Source organism: Frondihabitans peucedani (genome assembly GCF_039537585.1).
Lineage (GTDB): Bacteria > Actinomycetota > Actinomycetes > Actinomycetales > Microbacteriaceae > Frondihabitans > Frondihabitans peucedani.
The window spans coordinates 206748-224546 of record NZ_BAABAU010000003.1 but is presented as its reverse complement, the minus strand read 5'-3'; the positions used below and the strand labels follow the sequence as shown (position 1 = coordinate 224546).

Annotated in this window: 12 protein-coding genes; 7 read left to right on the top strand and 5 right to left on the bottom strand. The window is 70.7% G+C overall.

Annotated features, from left to right (window positions below; all coding sequences use genetic code 11):
• Positions 1 to 15: 15 nt before the first annotated feature.
• Complete coding sequence (locus tag ABD733_RS12490) at positions 16 to 1134, top strand: hypothetical protein (protein WP_344796675.1); 1119 nt, start codon at positions 16 to 18, stop codon at positions 1132 to 1134.
• Positions 1135 to 2368: 1234 nt separating this feature from the next.
• Here ABD733_RS12490 and ABD733_RS12485 read toward each other — a convergent pair.
• A complete protein-coding gene (locus ABD733_RS12485) occupies positions 2369 to 2926 on the bottom strand; it encodes a YceI family protein (RefSeq protein WP_344796673.1) in 558 nt (185 codons plus the stop codon).
• A gap of 121 nt (positions 2927 to 3047) precedes the next feature.
• Positions 3048 to 4052 carry an aldo/keto reductase family protein gene (locus ABD733_RS12480; protein ID WP_344796671.1) on the bottom strand — a complete coding sequence of 335 codons (1005 nt, stop codon included), beginning with the start codon at positions 4050 to 4052 and terminating at the stop codon, positions 3048 to 3050.
• Positions 4053 to 4288: 236 nt separating this feature from the next.
• On the opposite strand from ABD733_RS12480, the gene ABD733_RS12475 reads away from it, so the two are divergent.
• From ABD733_RS12475 to ABD733_RS12450, 6 genes are all read left to right on the top strand, one after another.
• Positions 4289 to 5836 carry a glycosyltransferase family 2 protein gene (locus ABD733_RS12475; protein ID WP_344796669.1) on the top strand — a complete coding sequence of 516 codons (1548 nt, stop codon included), beginning with the start codon at positions 4289 to 4291 and terminating at the stop codon, positions 5834 to 5836.
• Positions 5833 to 7827: a glycosyltransferase family 39 protein gene (locus ABD733_RS12470; protein ID WP_344796667.1), complete on the top strand. Its 1995-nt coding sequence runs from the start codon at positions 5833 to 5835 to the stop codon at positions 7825 to 7827. Before ABD733_RS12475 ends, ABD733_RS12470 begins: the two co-directional genes overlap by 4 nt.
• A 103-nt stretch (positions 7828 to 7930) precedes the next feature.
• Positions 7931 to 8797, top strand: a complete 867-nt coding sequence (locus ABD733_RS12465; protein ID WP_344796665.1) for a DUF4397 domain-containing protein — start codon at positions 7931 to 7933, stop codon at positions 8795 to 8797.
• Positions 8798 to 8803: 6 nt separating this feature from the next.
• Positions 8804 to 10009 (top strand): family 8 glycosyl hydrolase, encoded by a 1206-nt coding sequence (locus ABD733_RS12460; RefSeq protein ID WP_344796663.1) that lies wholly within the window; start codon positions 8804 to 8806, stop codon positions 10007 to 10009.
• A 1-nt stretch (position 10010) separates the two neighbouring features.
• Positions 10011 to 10721 (top strand): sortase domain-containing protein, encoded by a 711-nt coding sequence (locus ABD733_RS12455; RefSeq protein WP_344796661.1) that lies wholly within the window; start codon positions 10011 to 10013, stop codon positions 10719 to 10721.
• Positions 10722 to 10765: 44 nt separating this feature from the next.
• Entirely contained in the window at positions 10766 to 11428 is a 663-nt protein-coding gene (locus ABD733_RS12450) for a lysophospholipid acyltransferase family protein (protein WP_344796659.1), read from the top strand.
• Between the two features lie 51 nt (positions 11429 to 11479).
• On the opposite strand, the gene treZ is transcribed toward ABD733_RS12450, so the two are convergent.
• Genes treZ through glgX form a run of 3 tightly spaced genes read right to left on the bottom strand, consistent with a single transcriptional unit; the run spans position 11480 to position 17702 of the window.
• Positions 11480 to 13228 carry a malto-oligosyltrehalose trehalohydrolase gene (gene treZ, locus ABD733_RS12445; protein WP_344796657.1) on the bottom strand — a complete coding sequence of 583 codons (1749 nt, stop codon included), beginning with the start codon at positions 13226 to 13228 and terminating at the stop codon, positions 11480 to 11482.
• Positions 13228 to 15588 (bottom strand): malto-oligosyltrehalose synthase, encoded by a 2361-nt coding sequence (gene treY, locus ABD733_RS12440; protein WP_344796655.1) that lies wholly within the window; start codon positions 15586 to 15588, stop codon positions 13228 to 13230. Before treY ends, treZ begins: the two co-directional genes overlap by 1 nt.
• Positions 15585 to 17702, bottom strand: coding sequence for a glycogen debranching protein GlgX (gene glgX / locus ABD733_RS12435; RefSeq protein WP_344796653.1), 2118 nt, complete (start codon positions 17700 to 17702; stop codon positions 15585 to 15587). Before glgX ends, treY begins: the two co-directional genes overlap by 4 nt.
• Between the last annotated feature and the right edge of the window lie 97 nt (positions 17703 to 17799).

The window sequence follows — 17799 nt, the reverse complement described above, 5'->3', positions numbered from 1 at the left end:
TGCCACACTTCTGACATGAGCGCGGGCGGGGGAGCGGCTGGCGAGCCGGCGGCTCGCCCACGGCGCGCCGTCCTGGTGGCGGCGGCCGTCGCGATCCTGGTGGGCGGTGTCCTGCTCGTCGTCGCGCAGACCGCGCAGACCTCCTACGGCTGGTTCGCCTACGCGCCGCTCAGCGACACCGTGTTCACCCCCGGCCCGGGCGGAAGCGCCCTGCCGAGCGCGGGGCTCATCGCGCTCGGACTCGTGGTCGGCGCGTTCTGGGCCGGGACGCTCCGGGGTCTCGGGCTGCGGCGCCGTCCGCGGGCTCTCCTGCGCCGTCGCGCCGGGCTCCTCGCCCTCGCCGTCACGGCGGTGCTGGCCGGGCTGGCGCTGCTGGTCGGGCCGACGCTGCCTCTTGGCCTCCGCCAGGACGTCTTCTACGGCTCCGCCTTCTCCGGCAAGCCTCCGACCGACTTCGCCTTCATCGCCGGGGCGACCCTCTCTCCGACGGCGGTGGCGCTCCTCACCGTGCTCGCCTTCGTCCTGCTGACGGTCGGTCTCGGCACGCTCGCACTCCGGGCCGGCCGCGTCACCGCAGGCCTCGGCCGGAACCCCGACGCGCGCAGGATCACCGAGCGCGTCACGACCTCGGCCGTCGCCGCGGTCCTGCTGCTCGTCGCGGCCGTGGCTCTCGTCGCCTGGTCGCACGCGTCCGCCGACGCTCCCGGCTGGTACCCGTACTCGCCTGTCCGCGGTCCTGCCGCCGGGCCCGCCGTCCCTGCGTTCGCCGAGCCGCAGGTCGACGTCGGCGTGGTGCTGGTGGTCGCGGGTCTCGTGATTCTGGCGTTCCTCCGCGGGGCGGGTTCGACGACGGTGCGCCGCGTGGTGGTGGCGCTCGTCACGACCGCGGTCGGGATCGCGCTCATCGGGGCGGCGCGCCACGGTCTGTTCGTCGGCGGAGTGCCTCGGACCGCACCGTCCGGAGGAGACAGTGTCTACACGGAGTCGTCCTCGTTCGTGATCGCGATCAATCCAGAGCCACAGCCTCTGGGGAACGTGGCACTGCAGGCGGGCGTGGTGCTGGGTGCTCTCAGCGTGGTGTGGCTCGGTTTCGTGGTCGGATGCCTGAGGCGAGGTCTCCGGGGCGCCTTCTAGACGTCTAGCCGGGGACAGTGGCCGGGCAGACCCCGAGCCAGGGGACGTGTGTCCTCATGATCCTGCGGTCGACGGCCGGCAGAGCCAACGGGGCCCAGATGTCTACTCCCAGGCCGCGCGATCCTGGCTTCACGACGAGGCTCAGGTCGTCGACACCTCGCACCTGTCTCCGCCCGAGGTGGCGCAGCGCATCGCGGAGGCGCTTCCTCGGTCGTGAGTAGCGCCCCCCCCTGGGCGCGCCTCGCGGTGAAGCCCTAGCATGAGCGTGACGGAGCGGGAGTGAGAAGGGGGGCGTCCGTGTCTTCGCTGGCCTGGTTCTGCCTTCCCTACGCCGTGGCGCTCGACACGTGGGTGCACCTGGTCCCTCTCGCGACGACCGCGGACGTGACGGCGGCTCTGCTCGGGGCAGCCGCGCTCCTCCTCTCGGTGGCAGCCTTCGATCGAGTGATTCGAGTCGTGCTCCTCCGACCACTCTGCCGCGTTGCGCCTGCGCGACTGCGGGTCCGGGCACGGGGCTCCGTCGGCGGTCCGAAGAGCGTGCTGTTGGCCAGCGGGCACGGGGCTCGCGCGCCGGGAGTCACCGCGCCGTCGACCGGGGCTGCCGCTCTTTCTCTGCCCTAGACCGATCCGCTCGCTCGCTCGCTCGCTCGCTCGCCAGTCTGCGGCGTCGGCAAAGAGTCCGCCCTCGGTGCGACGGATGCCAGTTGATCCCGTCGACTTTCGGAGACCCTTCTTGCCTCGCCTTTTTTTCGCGCCATTCCGTCCACGTACGCGACTTCGCCCGGCCCCGCGGTTTTGGCATCCTGCGCTCCGCCGTGCCCGCGTCCTCCTCACGCGATGCCGACGCCTTCGCCGAGAGGCCTCGCGACGCTCGACCCTGTTCAGCGGCTGGGTCTGGGTCGCGGCTTTGTCGTTCATCGGATTCGAGATGGCCGAGGTGGTCTTCGGTGCATTCCTTCTCGCGCCGGAGCTCCTTCCCCTCGCGCTCCTGGCGTTCGCCGCCGCGTGGTTGTTCCGGGAGCGGCTCCAGTCGGTGAGGAGACGACTGATGCTCACCGTTCGACTTGCGCGTAGACGGCGCCACCTCAGTCGCAGGCGCGGCCGGTCGTGAGCCTCGCTGTCGGGGCTCTCGGGCGTCGAATGCAGGCGGCACGGCCGCCGCGACCGAGTACCGGCAGCGAGCACGACGAAGGGCCCGCGCCACACGGCACGGGCCCCTCGGCAGAACAGGGTGCTACTTGGCGAGGACCAGCTGGATCTCCATGTCGATCGCCACGTCGTTCGACAGCAGGACGCCGCCGGTCTCGAGGGCGGCGTTGAAGTTCACACCGAACTCGGTGCGGTCGATCTTGCCCTTGGCCGAGAAGCCGGCCTTGGTCTGGCCGTAGCCGTCGGTGACGATGCCGCCGAACTCGGCCTTCAGGGTGACGGGCTTGGTGACGCCGCGCATCGTGAAGTCGCCGTCGATGAGGAGGTCGTCGCCGTCCTCAGTGATCTTGGTCGACTGGAAGACGAGCTGCGGGTGCTCCTCGGTCAGGAAGAAGTCGCCCGACTGGAGGTGGCCGTCGCGGTCGGCGTTGCCGGTGGTGACGGAGGCCACGTCGATGGTCGCCTTGATGGTCGAGTCGACGATGCTCTCGCCGGTGGTGACGTTCACGTCGAAGGACTCGAACTTGCCCTTGACCTTCGAGATCGCGAGGTGGCGGACCGAGAAGGTGATCTCGGAGTGAGCGGGGTCGAGGGTCCAGGTGCCTGCGACGTAGCCGGGGATGGTTGCGGTGCTGATTGCCATTGTTGTCTCCAAGAGGTCGTGACGGTCGGTCAGGTCGATGACATGACACCGACCTACGGTTGATGCAATCGTATCTACTTGCCGGCTATTCCCGGCAATCGAGATGTGAACGGCGAGTGGACTAGGCGGGTCGGCTCTCGGGGGAGACGGTCTTCGCAGGATCGCGCTCGGCCAGGTGCCCGACGGCGGCGTCGATCCGCGAGAGGACCTCGGCCGGCAGCGTCACCCCGGCGGCCTTGACGTTGTCGAAGACCTGCTCGGGGCGGGAGGCGCCGATGATCGCCGAGGCCACGTTCTTGTTCTGCAGCACCCAGGCGACTGCGAGCTGCGCCATCGACAGGTCGAGGTCGCGCGCGATCGGCTCGAGCTCGGCGACGGCCGTCAGCACCTCGTCGGTGAGGAAGCGCTTGATCGTGTTGGCGCCGCCCTTCTCGTCGGTGGCGCGAGAGCCCGCCGGGAGCGGCTGACCGGCCTTGTACTTGCCGGTCAGGACGCCCTGGGCGATGGGCGACCAGACGATCTGCGAGATGCCGTACTGGTGGCTGGCCGGTACGACCTCCTGCTCGATGACGCGCCACAGCATCGAGTACTGCGGCTGGTTCGAGATGAGCTGGATGCCGAGCCTCTGCGCCAGGTCGTGCCCGGCCTTCAACTGCTGGGCGTTCCACTCGGAGACGCCGATGTAGAGGGCCTTGCCCTGGCGGACGACGTCGGCGAAGGCCTGCATGGTCTCTTCGAGGGGCGTCTCGCTGTCGTAGCGGTGCGCCTGGTAGAGGTCGACGTAGTCGGTCCCGAGGCGGCGGAGCGACCCGTCGATCGACTCCAGGATGTGCTTGCGGCTGAGCCCGACGTCGTTGTGGCCGCGCGGCCCGGTCGGCCAGTAGACCTTCGTGAAGATCTCGAGCGACTCGCGGCGCTCGCCCTTGAGAGCGTCGCCGAGGACCTTCTCGGCGGCGGTGTTCGCGTACGCGTCGGCGGTGTCGAAGGTGGAGATCCCCGCGTCGAGCGCTGCCCGGACGCACGCGGTCGCGGTGTCGTTCTCGACCTGGGCCGCGTGCGTCAGCCAGTTGCCGTAGGTGATCTCGGAGATCTTGAGCCCTGAGTTGCCGAGGTGTCTGAATTCCATGACGCCACTGTATTCGTCCCCCGACAGCCCGTCTCGTGTGAACGAGACGTGTCCGTACCCTGGCAGTTTGCGGAAATGCCTGTACCCGAGGCAAACGCTCACGCCCAGGACGACGAAGGCTGGGTATGTCCGCCGACCCTCGTCCGGGGGGGTCCGACCGACCGGTGCTACCCGAAGCACCCGATCTGAGCAACGGCGCTTACCCCGTTTCCATCCTGCGAAGGAGCCAGTCACCCGTGTCACCCAACCCGATGTCGACCGCCCACACCCTCACGGCGGCCGGCGAACCCGCACCTCTCCTCACTCCCCAGGCGCCCGCCGACGGCGGAGTGATCCCCAACCGCGGATTCTCGACCGGCGGCGCCGGGGAGGCTCTCGGCTTCCACTTCCCCGCCTGGACCCTCGGCGAGTGGCTCGGCTACTCCGCCCTCGTCCTGGTCAGCCTCCTGCTCACCGCCGTGGCGGTGTCGACTCTCTGGTGGATGCTCCACGCGTGGCGTTCGAAGGACAACCTGAAGGGCACGTCGTTCAGCGAGCAGCCCCTCGCTCCGTCGCACACCTTCACGCTCCTCGTGCCGGGCCGCCACGAGGAGGAGGTCATGGGCCAGACCCTCGACCGGCTGGCGATGCAGGATCACCCGGGCTTCGAGATCATCGCGATCGTGGGTCACGACGACCCGGGGACCGAGCGCGTCGCCCGCGAGGCGGCCGCGCGTCATCCTGAGCTCATCCGCGTGATCGTCGACGACTCGGTGCCGAAGAACAAGCCCAAGGCGCTGAACCTCGCCCTGAAGACCGCGACCGGCGAGATCGTCGGCGTGTTCGACGCCGAGGACGAGGTGCACCCGCGCCTCCTCAGCCTGGTCGACTCGAAGTTCACCGAGACCGGCGCCGACGTCGTGCAGGGCGGCGTGCAGCTGATGAACTTCCAGACGTCGTGGTGGAGCCTCCGCAACGTGCTCGAGTACTACTTCTGGTTCCGCTCGCGCCTGCACTTCCACGCGAAGTCGAAGTTCATCCCGCTGGGCGGCAACACCGTCTTCGTGACGAAGGAGTGGCTCGACTGGTCGGAGGGCTGGGACGCAGGATGCCTCGCCGAGGACTGCGAGCTCGGCGTCCGACTCTCGAGCGCCGGCGCGAACGTCGTCGTGGCCTACAGCCCCGAGGTCGTCACCCGCGAGGAGACCCCCGGGTCGTTCACGTCGCTCCTGAAGCAGCGCACTCGCTGGAACCAGGGCTTCATGCAGGTCCTCGGCAAGGGCGAGTGGAAGAAGCTGCCGACGTTCCGTCAGCGCTTCTACGCCCGCTACCTGCTGACGATGCCGTTCATCCAGGCTGTCACCGGCCTCCTGATCCCGGTCTCCGTCCTCCTGATCTTCACCGTCAAGGTGCCGACGGGGATCGCGCTCATCACGTTCATCCCGGTAGCCCCGACCCTGGTGCTGCTGGCCGTCGAGATCACCGGCCTCGCCGAGTTCGGCCGGACCTACGGCACGAAGGTCCGCGCGCTCGACTACTTCCGCCTGATCTGGGGGCTCATCCCGTACCAGATCTTCCTCGCGCTCGGCGCCGTGCGGGCCGTCTACCGGCAGCTCCGCGGGCAGAACGGCTGGGAGAAGACCGAGCACACCGGCGCGCACCGCGACGCCGAGGCGCCGGTCGAGACCGGAACCGTGACCCCGATCGGTGCCGCCCGCACCCTCCAGCCCGAGAAGGCCCTCCAGCCCGAGCCGGCCCTCCAGCCCGAACCGGCCCTCCTCCTCGCGTCGGGAGACGAGCGATGACCTCCACGATCGAACGCCCCGTCAAGGCGCCGCCGCGCTCCTCCGCCCCGGAGACGCCGCAGGACTCCGGGCGCCGTCCGTCCGGGATCGCCACGTGGCTCCGCGCTCACGGGGGCACGCTCGCGATCCTGCTGCCCGTCCTCGCCGTCGTCGGCGTCGTGCAGCGCATCAACATGGCCGGGTCGCCGCAGCGGATCGACGACGAGGGCACCTACACCGCCCAGGCCTGGGCGATCGGCCACCTCGGCGAACTGACCCACTACACCTACTGGTACGACCACCCGCCGCTCGGCTGGCTGCAGATCGCCGGCTACACCGGGGCCACCGGAGCGTTCGGCCGCTACGACCAGGCCGTCATGGCCGGGCGCGAGGCGATGCTCTTCTTCGCGCTGGTCGCGACGGTCCTGATGTGGTTCCTGGCGCGCAGGATCGGGCTCAGCCGCCCGGCCGCCGCCGTCGCCTCCCTGGTGTTCGGCGTCTCGCCCCTCGCGGTCCAGTTCCACCGGACCGTCTACCTCGACAACGTGGCGGTCCCGTGGCTGCTCCTGGCGTTCCTCCTGGCCCTCAGTCGGCGGGCCCAGCTGGCCGGCTTCATCGGCTCGGCCTTCGCGTTCGGGATCGCGGTGCTGTCGAAGGAGACCTTCCTCCTGGCGCTGCCGTTCCTCGCCTGGACGATGATCCGCAACTCCGACCGGTCGACCCGGCGCTACACGCTCGCGACCTCCGGGGCGGTCCTCGCTCTCGTCGGCCTCGGCTACGTGGTGTTCGCGGCCGTCCGCGGGGAGCTCGTCCCGGGGAAGGGCCACACCAGCCTCATCGGCGGCCTCACGTTCCAGCTCGGCACGCGAGCGGCGAGCGGCTCGATCCTCGACCCGCAGAGCCTCTTCTTCAAGGTCGTCGACCAGTGGTGGAACCTCGACCAGGTCTTCATCGTCATGACCCTGGTCGCGGCCGTCGTCGGGCTCTTCCTGACGAGGCTCCGCCCGTTCGCGGTGCTCGTGCTGTTCTCGGTCGCCATCATGTTCCGCCCGAACAGCTATGTGCCGGTGCCGTACGTGATCATGCTGATCCCGTTCGGAGCCCTGCTCGTCGCAGGAGTCGCTGACATCGCAGTGAAGGCCTTCCGCGCTCGCCGCGCGGGGAGGGTCACCACGGCCCTCAGCCGCACCGGCGCCACGGCCTGGCTCGTGCTCTCCGCGGTCGCGATCGCGGCCCTCGTCCCGCTCTGGACCGTCCAGCTGCGCGGATTCCTCCTGTCGGACCTCGACTCCCCGATGGTGAGCGCGGAGAAGTGGGTCGACGACAACGTCCCCCACGACAGCCGCCTGCTCGTCGACGACTCCATGTGGGTCGACCTGGTCAAGGACGGCTTCGCGCGCGACAACGTCATCTGGTTCTACAAGATCGACACCGACGGGGCCGTCGAGGCCCAGTCGCCGAACGGCTGGCGCGACAGCGACTACATCATCACGACCGACTCCGTCCGGACCTCCGCCCGGGGCAGCCGTGACGTCCAGGATGCTCTGGCCAACTCCACGATCGTGGCGTCGTTCGGCACCGCCGACCAGCTGGTCGACGTGCGGCAGATCCACCCGGAGGGGGCCCGAGCGGCCAAGGCGCAGGCCGCGGACGAGAAGGCCTCGCTGATCGCCGCCGGCACCCAGCTCGCCGACAACCCGAACCTCGTCGGCTCGGCCGCCCTGAAGAAGCAGCTCCGCGCCGGCCAGCTCGACGCGCGCGGCAGCCTGATCCTCGGGCAGCTCCTCGCCACCGGCCCAGTGGCCGTCGACGAGCTCCGGGCCCTCCCCGGCGAGGACGGCTCCGCCTTCCGGCAGATCGTCGTGACGAGGAGTGCCGGCGAGCCCGGCAGCCGCCTCGTGACCTGGCTGAAGAAGGTCGGGCCGACCTACGCGCCGTCGTCCGTGACCCAGCGGGGCGGCACGACCACGATCCTGTTCCCCGCCGTCGAACCCGCGGGGCTCGCCGGCTGACCCGGCCGGCAGCGCGCGCAGCACCCGAACGACCCGATCACCCGAACGACCCGCAGCACCCGAACGACCCGATCACCCGAAGTCCCGCCCGAGAGGAATCACCATGTCCACCATCTCCCCGGAGTCCACGAAGGCTCCCCGCACCCGCCGGAGCGGCCCCGCCCGCCTCGGCGTCGTCCTCGCCGTCGCTGCCGCCGCCGTCCTCGCGGTGGGCGCCGGCGTCCTCCACGCTCCGTCGGCCGAGGCCGCAGGATCCGCGACCGGCTGGGTCCGCGTCGGTCACCTCTCGCCCGACACGAAGAGCGTCGACGTGCGGCTCACCGCCCTCTCCGGCGGCCAGGTCGCCTACGAGCTCGACGACGTCACCTACGGGCAGGTGAGCCCCTACAAGCGGCTGCCGGTCGGCACCTACTCGGTGTCGATGGTCCCCGCGGGCGCCGCCGTCACCTCCACCCCGGTGATCTCGGCCTCCGTGACCGTCGCCTCGGGCAAGCCGATCACCGTGGTCGCCTACGGCAAGAACGCCGACCTCAAGACGACGGTCTTCGAGGACGACCTGACGAAGCCGGCAGACGACAAGGCCCGCATCCGCCTCGTGCAGGCTGCCACCGTCTCGAAGTCGGTCAGCGTCGAGACGACGACCGGCACGCCGATCGCCGAGAACGCCCCCTACGGCAGCGCCTCCGGCTACGCGTCCGTCGACGCCGGCAAGTGGACCCTCGACCTCCAGGGCAAGAAGAAGGCGGCGACGGCCACGAAGAGCCTCACCCTCGCCTCCGGCAGCATCAACACGCTGTTCATCCTCGACAACTCCAAGGGCGGCATCACCATCGTCCCCGCCGTCGACAGCGCGGCCACGACGACGACCCCGAAGGGCGGCGTCCAGACGGGCGGCGGCTACGAGGCCACGCGCGCGGGCCTCGACCTCGTCGGTCCGACCCCGGCGCTCTTCCCGGAGCTCCGCCGCTAGGGCGCGATGACCACCCGGATCCGCACCCTCACCGTCCTCGCCGTCGTCCTCGCCCTCTTCGTGACCGCGGGTGTCGCGGCCCTCGCCATCGGCCTCCCGCACCGCGAGGCCGCCGACCCCGCCGCAATCGGCGACCCCGCCGCGTCCTCGACGCCCACGTCGGGCGCGGGGGCGACGACGGTCCGCTCGGCGACGGCGATCGGCCGGGCGTTCCTCGCCGAGTACGTCGACCGCTCCGGCTCGGGAGCCGGCCGCGTCGTCCGACGCGACCAGGGCGGCGACACCGTGAGCGAGGGCCAGGCCTACGGGATGCTGGTCGCTGTCGGGACGGGCGACGAGAAGACATTCCGCAGCATCTGGACCTGGACGAGGAAGCACCTGCAGCGCTCCGACGGGCTGCTCGCCTGGCGATGGGACGACGGGAAGGTGGTCGACGACATGCCGGCCTCCGACGCCGACCTCGACGCGGCCCGCGCGCTCGTCCTGGCCGGGACGGCGTTCGGCGATCCTGCCTTCACGAAGGCGGGCACCGCCCTCGGGAGCGACCTGCTCGACGAGATGACGGTGGAGACCCCAGACGGCAGGATCCTGCTCCCCGGACCCTGGGCGGACGGCGCAGGCCCCTGGTCGTACAACCCCTCGTACGCGGCCCCGGCCACCTTCGCGCTGATGGCCCGCACGACGAAGGACCCGAGGTGGACAGAGCTCGCGACCGGCTCGCGGGCCGTCACCGCGAAGATCCTGCGCGGTGCTGCTCTTCCGAGCGACTGGGCGCAGGTGCGGCTCGACGGGACCGTGGTGCCGCTGCCGAGCGCCACCGGGAACGGGGGGACCGTCCAGTACGGCTACGACGCCGGACGCCTGGCCGTCCGCTACGCCGAGTCGTGCTCGAGCACCGACGTGGCGCTCGCCGCCGATCTCGCGGCGCCCCTCGCGGGCAAGGACCCCCTGCCGATGCAGCTCGACCTCGGCGGCACCGCGACGAACGGCGATCAGAACCCCCTCGGGTATGTCGCCCGGGCGGCCGCTCGCGCGGCCTCCGGTCAGCAGGAGGCGGCCGAGTCCGACCTCCGGAAGGCCGACGACCTCGCCCGCTCGACCCCGACCTACTACGGCGACGCCTGGGACGCCCTCGGCGCCCTCCAGCTGCGGACCGACTCGCTCGGCTCGTGCTCGCCGCTCGCCTCGCAGGCCTCGCCGAAGGGGCAGTGACATGACGCGTCTCCCGCTCCGCCGCCGTCTCGGCCGGCGCGCCCGCTCCGGTGCCTCCGCCGCCGTGGCCGCGATCGTCGCCGGGCTGCTCGTCGCCGGTCTCGCCGGCTGCTCGGGCAGCGGTTCGCGGGCCGCAGAGCCCCACGCTGAACCGAAGCAGTCGTCGTCGGCCGCGCCGACCCCGCGCCCCGGGGCGGCCTCCGGCATCCAGGATCCCGACACGTCGAGCTATGGCGACGTCCCCACCGCCGGCGTCGTCCCCGTGAAGGTCGAGATCCCGGCCATCGGCGTGACGAGCGGCCTCGAGGACCTCGCCATCGGCCCCCAGGGCGAGCTCGACCCGCCCAAGGCGTGGCTCTCGGCCGGCTGGTACGCGAAGGGCGTCGTCCCCGGCGCCGTCGGCCCGGCCATCATCGCCGGACACATCGACTCGCCCACCGGCCCGGCGGTCTTCCTCCACCTGCACGAGTTGAAGCCCGGCGACACCGTCCGCGTGACGCTGTCCTCCGGCGCCGTCGAGACGTTCACCGTGAGCGGGAGCCGCAGCGCCCTGAAGTCGCAGTTCCCGACCAGCGACGTCTACGGGACGACCCCGACGCCGACGCTCCGGCTCATCACCTGCGGGGGAGTGTTCAACCCGGCCATCGGGCACTACGACGAGAACCTGATCGTCTCGGCCGACCTGACATCGGCGACGAAGCCCACCCACTGACACCGCGCTGCCCGCCGCGCTGCCGACCCCGTACGCTGACTGTCGTGTATGCGTTCTTCCGCGCGCTGGTCGTGCGCCCCGTCCTGTTCTGGTGGTTCCGCGTCAAGGTCGTGGGGCTCGAGAACGTGCCGAAGCGCGGTCCCGTGATCCTGGCGAGCAACCACCTGGCGTTCATCGACTCGGTCGTGATCCCCGGGGTCGTGAAGAGGCCGATGACCTACCTCGTCGCCAGCACGTACTACGAGAAGTCGGGCTTCGGCGGGCGGCTGCTCGGCTGGTTCCTGCGGCAGATCGGGCAGCTGCCGATCGACCGCTCCGGCGGCTCCGCTTCGAAGGCGTCGCTCGAGACCGGGCTCCAGGTGCTGTCCGAGAACGGCCTCATCGGGATCTACCCCGAGGGCTCGCGCTCGCGAGACGGCAAGATGCACCGCGGTCGCACCGGAGTGGCCCGGCTCGTCCTCGCGTCGGGCGTGCCCGTCGTGCCCTGCGCCGTCACCGGGACCGACCGCATCTTCGTGCCCGGCAAGCGGCTCCCGCGTCGCGGCGGCATCACCGTCGAGCTCGGCCGGCCTCTGCAGTTCGAGACCGTCGAGGGCGACTACGACGCCCCGCGCCTCCGGGCCGTCACCGACGAGATCATGCAGACCGTCCGGGCGATGTCCGGCCAGGAGTACGTCGACGCGTACGCGTCCTCTTCCCGCGCCTAGCTCCGCGCCGAAAGGGCGGCCCCACAGACCGCCAGAGCCGCGCGACGCGACCTAGCGGACGACCGCCACCGAGTGCCCGGGGAGCGTCAGCGACGCGCCGCCAGCCACCACCGCGTCGTCGCTCGCGAACAGCACCTCGCGGCTCGCGACGTCGAGCGTCTGCTCCTCCGCGGCGAAGTTCACCGCGACGCGGATCGTGCCGCGGGTCAGAACCAGCCAGCGGTCCTCCTCCGAGTGCTCCACCGACACGTTCGAGAGCGCAGGATCGAGGAGCTCCCGCTCCGACCGCCGCAGCGCGATCAGGCGCTTGTAGGCGTCGAGCACGAGCGCGTGACGGCCGCCGGCGGTCTCGCTCCAGTCGAGCTTCGAGCGGGTGAACGTCTCAGGATCCTGAGGGTCGGGGACGACCGCAGGATCCCAGCCCATCTTGGCGAACTCCGCGATCCTGCCCTCGCCGGTCGCCTTGCCGAGGTCGGCCTCGGGGTGCGACGTGAAGAACTGCCAGGGCGTCGACGCAGCCCACTCCTCGCCCATGAAGAGCATCGGGGTGAACGGCGCCGTGAGCGTCAGGGCGGCGGCGATGACGAGCTGGCCGTCGTCGAGGGTCGCCGCGAGACGGTCGCCGGTGGCCCGGTTCCCGATCTGGTCGTGGTTCTGGTTGGCGACGACGAGCCGCCAGCCGGGCATGCGCTCGGTGTCGATCGGGCGCCCGTGGTACGTCTCGCGGAACGACGACCAGGTGCCGTCGTGGAAGAAGCCGCGGGTCAGCACCTTGTGGAGGGCGTCGAGGTGGGCGAAGTCCTCGTAGTAGCCGCTCGTCTCGCCGGTGAGCGAGACGTGGACGGAGTGGTGGAAGTCGTCGCTCCACTGCGCGTCGATGCCGAACGCGCTGCCGCCGTGCGAGGCCGCCTCGCGCGGCGTCACGAGGGAGGCGTCGTTCTTGTCGCTCTCGGCGATGAGCGTCTTCGGGAGGCCGGTCACAGCGCTGAGCCGTGCCGCACGGATGGCCATCTGCTCGAGCAGGTGCACGGGGGAGTCGTCGACCAGCGCGTGGACGGCGTCGAGGCGGAGAGCGTCGACGTGGTACTGGTCGAGCCACAGCTCGGTGTTGTCGAGGATGAACGAGCGCACCTCGTCGGAGCCCTCGTCGTCGAGGTTGACACCGATGCCCCAGGTGCTGGCGTGCTTGTCGGTGAGGTACGGGCCGAAGGTCGGCAGGTAGTTGCCGGAGGGGCCGAGGTGGTTGTAGACGACGTCCTGCACCACGGCGAGTCCGCGCGCGTGGCAGGCGTCGACGAAGCGCTGGTACGCCTCGGGCCCGCCGTAGTTGTCGGTGACGGTGAACCAGTCGACGCCGTCGTAGCCCCAGTTGTGCGTGCCGTTGACGCCGTTGACCGGCAGGATCTCGACGAAGTCGATCCCCAGGTCGACGAGGTGGTCGAGCCTGTCGATCGCGGAGTCGAGGGTGCCCTCCGGGGTGAAGGTGCCGATGTGGAGCTCGTAGATCACGGCCCCGGCGAGGGGGCGGCCTCGCCAGGACGCGTCGGTCCAGGCGAACGCGGCCGGGTCGTAGGTCTCGCTGAGGCCGTGGACGCCGTCCGGCTGGCGGAGCGAGCGCGGGTCGGGCTTGGGGGTCTCGTCGTCGTCGAGCAGGAAGCCGTAGCGGTGGCCCGGCCCTCGGTCGAGGTCGTCGGGTGCGCGCCACCAGCCGTCGGAGTCGCGGGTGAGGTCGTGGATGTCGCCGTCGAGAGTCAGGCGGACGCGTGCGGGGATCGGGGCCCAGACGTCGTACAGGGTCATCAGTCGCTTTCGGGGGTGGAGTCGGGTTCTGCGGGGACGAGGAGCGCGACGGGGTAGGTGTCGAGCAGTTCGGCGAGGCGGAGGGAGGAGCCGTCGAAGCGGCGTCCCGTCAGGACGTCGACGCGGGCGCCGTCGGCCAGGTGGACCTCGGTGCCGCGCCAGCCGCCGGCCTCGGCGAGAGCGACCGGGAAGCGGGTCGCCACGACGACGGCGCCGCCGCGGTCGACGGCGACGGCCGAGTCGGCCGCCTCGCCGAACACGGGGAGCGGGGCGTACCGGGAGAAGAGCTCCGGCCGGTCGCGGCGGAGCGTGAGCGCCCGCTGCGTGACCAGGAGCTTCGCCGCACCGGTCTCGTCGACCTCCGGCAGGGCGCCCTCGGCGATCGCCGACAGGTAGAGCCTCCGCAGGGCGAAGTCGACCGGGCGGCGGTTGTCGGGGTCGACGAGGGAGTAGTCCCAGAGGTCGGTGCCCTGGTAGACGTCGGGCGCGCCGGGGCCGGTGAGCTGCAGGATCGCGAGCGACAGCGAGTTCGACCAGCCCGGCTGCCGGACCACGTCGACGATCCGCTCGAGCTCGCTCGCCACGGCGTCGTCGTCGAAGCAGGCGTCGACGAGGGCGTGCATCCTGTTCTCGAACGCCTCGTCGGGCTCGGTCCAGGTGGTCGACTGCCCGGCCTCCCGCGACGCCTTCTCGGCGTAGGCGTGGAGGCGCTCACGCGAGGCCGGCCAGGCGCCGACGATGCTCTGCCAGAGCAGGTTCTCGAAGGGTCCGTCGCCCACCGGCGCGAGCTCGCGGAGCCGAGACAGCGTCGCAGCCCACTCGTCGGCGACCTCGGCGAGGACGGCGATGCGGGCGCGGACGTCGGAGGACCGCTTGGTGTCGTGCGTCGAGAGCGTCGTCATCGCGTGGGGGAACGTCGCGAGGCGCCGCTGCTGCCGGGCGTGGAACGCGTCGGCCGTCAGCGAGAACTCACCCGGCTCCGCGCCGACCTCGTTGAGCGAGACCAGGCGGCTGTATCGGTAGAAGGCGCTGTCCTCGACGCCCTTCGCCATCACCATGCCGCTCGTCTGCTGGAAGCGGACGGCCGCAGGATGCGCGGGGTCGCGGAGCACCGCCACGACCCGGTCGATCTCGTCGCCGAGCTCCGGGCGGGCCTCGCGGCTCGCGGCGGCAGCGCTCGCGAGCTGCTCCGCTCCCAGCGGGAGGTAGCTCCGGTACACCGGGAACGACGTCAGCAGCTCGGCGATCGCGTCGACGGTCTCGTCGCGCGGCGGCTCGGTGCCGTCGGTGAGCAGGCGCGCGATCCTGCGGACCTCGCTGTTCAGGATGCCGTCGGCGACCTCGCGCTTCGAGCCGTGGATCATGTCGTGCCAGTAGAGCTCGGCGGGGTGCTCGTCGCCGTCGCTGCTGCGGAGGACCGCGTCGAGGCGGCCGAGGCGCTCGGCGCCGCGCGGGTCGGTGAGCACGCGGTCGAACTCGCCGAGGGCGTCGTAGCCGGTGGTGCCGTCGGCGGCCCAGTCGTGGGGGAGCTCCTCGGGGCCCTCGAGGATCTTCTCGACGAGCACGTGCGCCCCGCCGGTGAGCTCGCGGAGGCGGTCGAGGTAGCCCTTGGGGTCGGCCAGGCCGTCGGGGTGGTCGATCCGGAGGCCGTCGGCGATCCCGTCGCGGAACCAGCGGGCGATCTCGGCGTGCGACTCGTCGAAGACCCAGGGCTCCTCGACGCGGATGCCGGCGAGCGTGTTGACGGCGAAGAACCGGCGGTAGTTGAGCTCGCTGTCGGCGCGCTTCCAGTAGACCAGCTCGTAGTTCTGGCGGGAGTGGACGTCGACGGCCGAGTCGCCGGGCGAGGCCGTGCCCGGGGCGATCGGGTAGCGGTTGTCGAAGTAGCGGAGCTCGCCGTCCTCGACGCGGAGGTCGTCGAAGCGGTCGTCGCCGCCCGAGCCCAGCACCGGCAGCCGGAGCCTGCCGTCGCCGGCCTTCCAGTCGACGTCGAAGGCCGAGGCGTACTTCGACTCGCGGCCGTGGGTCAGGAGGTCCCACCACCAGGAGTTGGTGTGCGGGGTCGCGACGCCCATGTGGTTCGGGACGATGTCGATCAGGACGCCGAGGCCGAACAGGTGCGCGCGGTCGGCGAGGGTCGCGAGGCCCACCTCTCCGCCGCGGGCGGGGTCGACGCGCGAGTGGTCGACGACGTCGTAGCCGTGGTCGCTCCCGGCCTCCGCCTCGAGGACGGGGGAGAGGTAGACCCAGTCGACGCCGAGGTCGCGGAGGTACTGGACCACGTCGGCCGCGGCGTTCAGCGGGAACGACTGGCGGATCTGGAGGCGGTAGGTGGATCTCGGGTGGTGGCTGATGCTCATGCGTCGTCCTCGACCGCGGCTCGGAGGACGACCATCGAGCGGCCCGCCACGGGGAGCTTCTCGCCGGCGTGAAGCACGTGCTCGGGCTTCGGGGAATCGGTGGTGTCGATGACGAGCTCCCAGCACTCGGAGTACTCGTCGGAGGGGAGGGTGAAGGTCACGGTGTCGTCGTGCGCGTTGAAGTACAGGACGAAGTTGACGTCGGTGACGCGGCCGCCTCGGGAGTCGCGCCCGTGGATGCCGCTGCCGTTCAGGAACATGCCGATCGAGCGGCCGAAGCCGGAGTCCCACTCCTCGGGCTGCATCGCGTCGCCGTCGGGCGTCAGCCAGACGATGTCGGGCAGGGGGTCGCCGACGCCTCGCCGCACGCTCCGGCCGTCGAAGTAGCTCTGGCGGCGGAACGTCGGGTGCTTGCGGCGCAGCTCGATGAGCGACGTCGTGAACGCGACCAGGTCGGTGTCGGCCTTCGACCAGTCGATCCAGCTGATCGGGTTGTCCTGGGCGTAGGTGTTGTTGTTGCCCCGCTGCGTCCGGCCGAGCTCGTCGCCGTGCAGGATCATCGGGACGCCCTGGCTGAGCAGGAGCGTCGCGAGGAAGTTCCGCACCCGCTGGCGGCGGAGCTCCGCGATCGCCCGGTCTTTCGTCGGGCCCTCCTCGCCGGAGTTCCACGAGCGGTTGTGGCTCTCGCCGTCGTTGCCGTTCTCGCCGTTCTGCTGGTTGTGCTTGTCGTTGTAGCTGACGAGGTCGCGCATCGTGAAGCCGTCGTGCGCGGTGACGAAGTTGATGCTGGCGACCGGGCGGCGGCCGTCGCGCTCGTAGAGGTCGGCCGACCCCGTGATCCTGGAGGCGAATTCGCCGAGCGTCGCCGGCTCGCCGCGCCAGAAGTCCCGGACGGTGTCGCGGTACTTGCCGTTCCACTCGGTCCACTGCGGCGGGAAGTTGCCCACCTGGTAGCCGCCGGGGCCGACGTCCCACGGCTCGGCGATGAGCTTCACCTGCGACACGATCGGGTCCTGCTGCACGAGCTCGAAGAAGGTCGACAGGCGGTCGACCTCGTAGAACTCGCGGGCGAGGGAGGCTGCGAGGTCGAAGCGGAAGCCGTCGACGTGCATCTCGGTCACCCAGTAGCGGAGGGAGTCCATGATCAGCTGCAGCGAGTGCGGGTGCCGGACGTTCAGGCTGTTGCCCGTGCCGGTGTAGTCCATGTAGTACTGCTTGTCGTCTTCGACGAGCCGGTAGTACGCGGCGTTGTCGATGCCCTTGAACGACAGCGTCGGGCCCAGGTGGTTGCCCTCGGCGGTGTGGTTGTAGACGACGTCGATGATGACCTCGATGCCCGCGTCGTGGAGCACGCGGACCATCGTCTTGAACTCCTGCACCTGCTGGCCGTGGTCGGTGACCGAGGCGTACTGCTGGTGCGGCGCGAAGAAGCCGATCGTGTTGTAGCCCCAGTAGTTGCGGAGGCCCTTCTCGAGGAGCGTGTTGTCTTGCACGAACTGGTGCACGGGCATCAGCTCGATGGCGGTCACGCCGAGCCCCTTCAGGTGCTCGATGATCGCAGGATGCGCGACACCGGCGTACGTGCCCCGCTGCTCCTGCGGGATGTCGGGGTGCGTCTGGGTGAGGCCGCGGACGTGGGCCTCGTAGATGATCGACTCGTCGTAGCTGTACTTCGGCGGCCGGTCGCCCTGCCAGTCGAAGAACGGGTTGATGACGACGCTCATCATCATGTGCGGCGCGGAGTCTTTGTCGTTCCGGGAATCGGGCGCGCCGAAGTTGTAGGCGAACAGCGCCTCGTCCCAGTCGATCTCGCCGCTCGTCGCCTTCGCGTACGGGTCGAGGAGCAGCTTGTTCGGGTTCGCGCGGTGCCCGGACGCCGGGTCGTACGACCCGTGGACGCGGTACCCGTAGCGCTGACCGGGCTGGACGCTCGGCAGGTAGCCGTGCCAGACGTAGGCGTCGACCTCGAGGAGGTCGACGCGCGTCTCGACTCCGGCGTCGTCGAACAGGCAGAGCTGCACGAGCTCGGCCGCTTCGCTGTAGATGGCGAAGTTCGTTCCGCTTCCGTCGTAGTTCGCACCGAGCGGGTACGGGTTGCCGGGCCAGGTGATCATCGAACCTCCGTCTAGGACTCGGTCCACCCTAGAGGCGATCGGCTGAGGGTGTCCGGCGTAGGGTCGGGGCATCCCCGTCTCGTTCGAAGGAGTACCC

Bases quoted from the DNA above. Each gene is read 5' to 3' on its own strand.
- ABD733_RS12455 (WP_344796661.1), top strand. From the start codon at position 10,011: ATGACGCGTCTCCCGCTCCGCCGCCGTCTCGGCCGGCGCGCCCGCTCC.
- treZ (WP_344796657.1), bottom strand. From the start codon at position 13,228: ATGACCCTGTACGACGTCTGGGCCCCGATCCCCGCACGCGTCCGCCTG.
- ABD733_RS12490 (WP_344796675.1), top strand. From the start codon at position 16: ATGAGCGCGGGCGGGGGAGCGGCTGGCGAGCCGGCGGCTCGCCCACGG.
- treY (WP_344796655.1), bottom strand. From the start codon at position 15,588: ATGAGCATCAGCCACCACCCGAGATCCACCTACCGCCTCCAGATCCGC.
- ABD733_RS12465 (WP_344796665.1), top strand. From the start codon at position 7,931: ATGTCCACCATCTCCCCGGAGTCCACGAAGGCTCCCCGCACCCGCCGG.
- ABD733_RS12485 (WP_344796673.1), bottom strand. From the start codon at position 2,926: ATGGCAATCAGCACCGCAACCATCCCCGGCTACGTCGCAGGCACCTGG.
- ABD733_RS12460 (WP_344796663.1), top strand. From the start codon at position 8,804: ATGACCACCCGGATCCGCACCCTCACCGTCCTCGCCGTCGTCCTCGCC.
- ABD733_RS12470 (WP_344796667.1), top strand. From the start codon at position 5,833: ATGACCTCCACGATCGAACGCCCCGTCAAGGCGCCGCCGCGCTCCTCC.
- glgX (WP_344796653.1), bottom strand. From the start codon at position 17,702: ATGATCACCTGGCCCGGCAACCCGTACCCGCTCGGTGCGAACTACGAC.
- ABD733_RS12480 (WP_344796671.1), bottom strand. From the start codon at position 4,052: ATGGAATTCAGACACCTCGGCAACTCAGGGCTCAAGATCTCCGAGATC.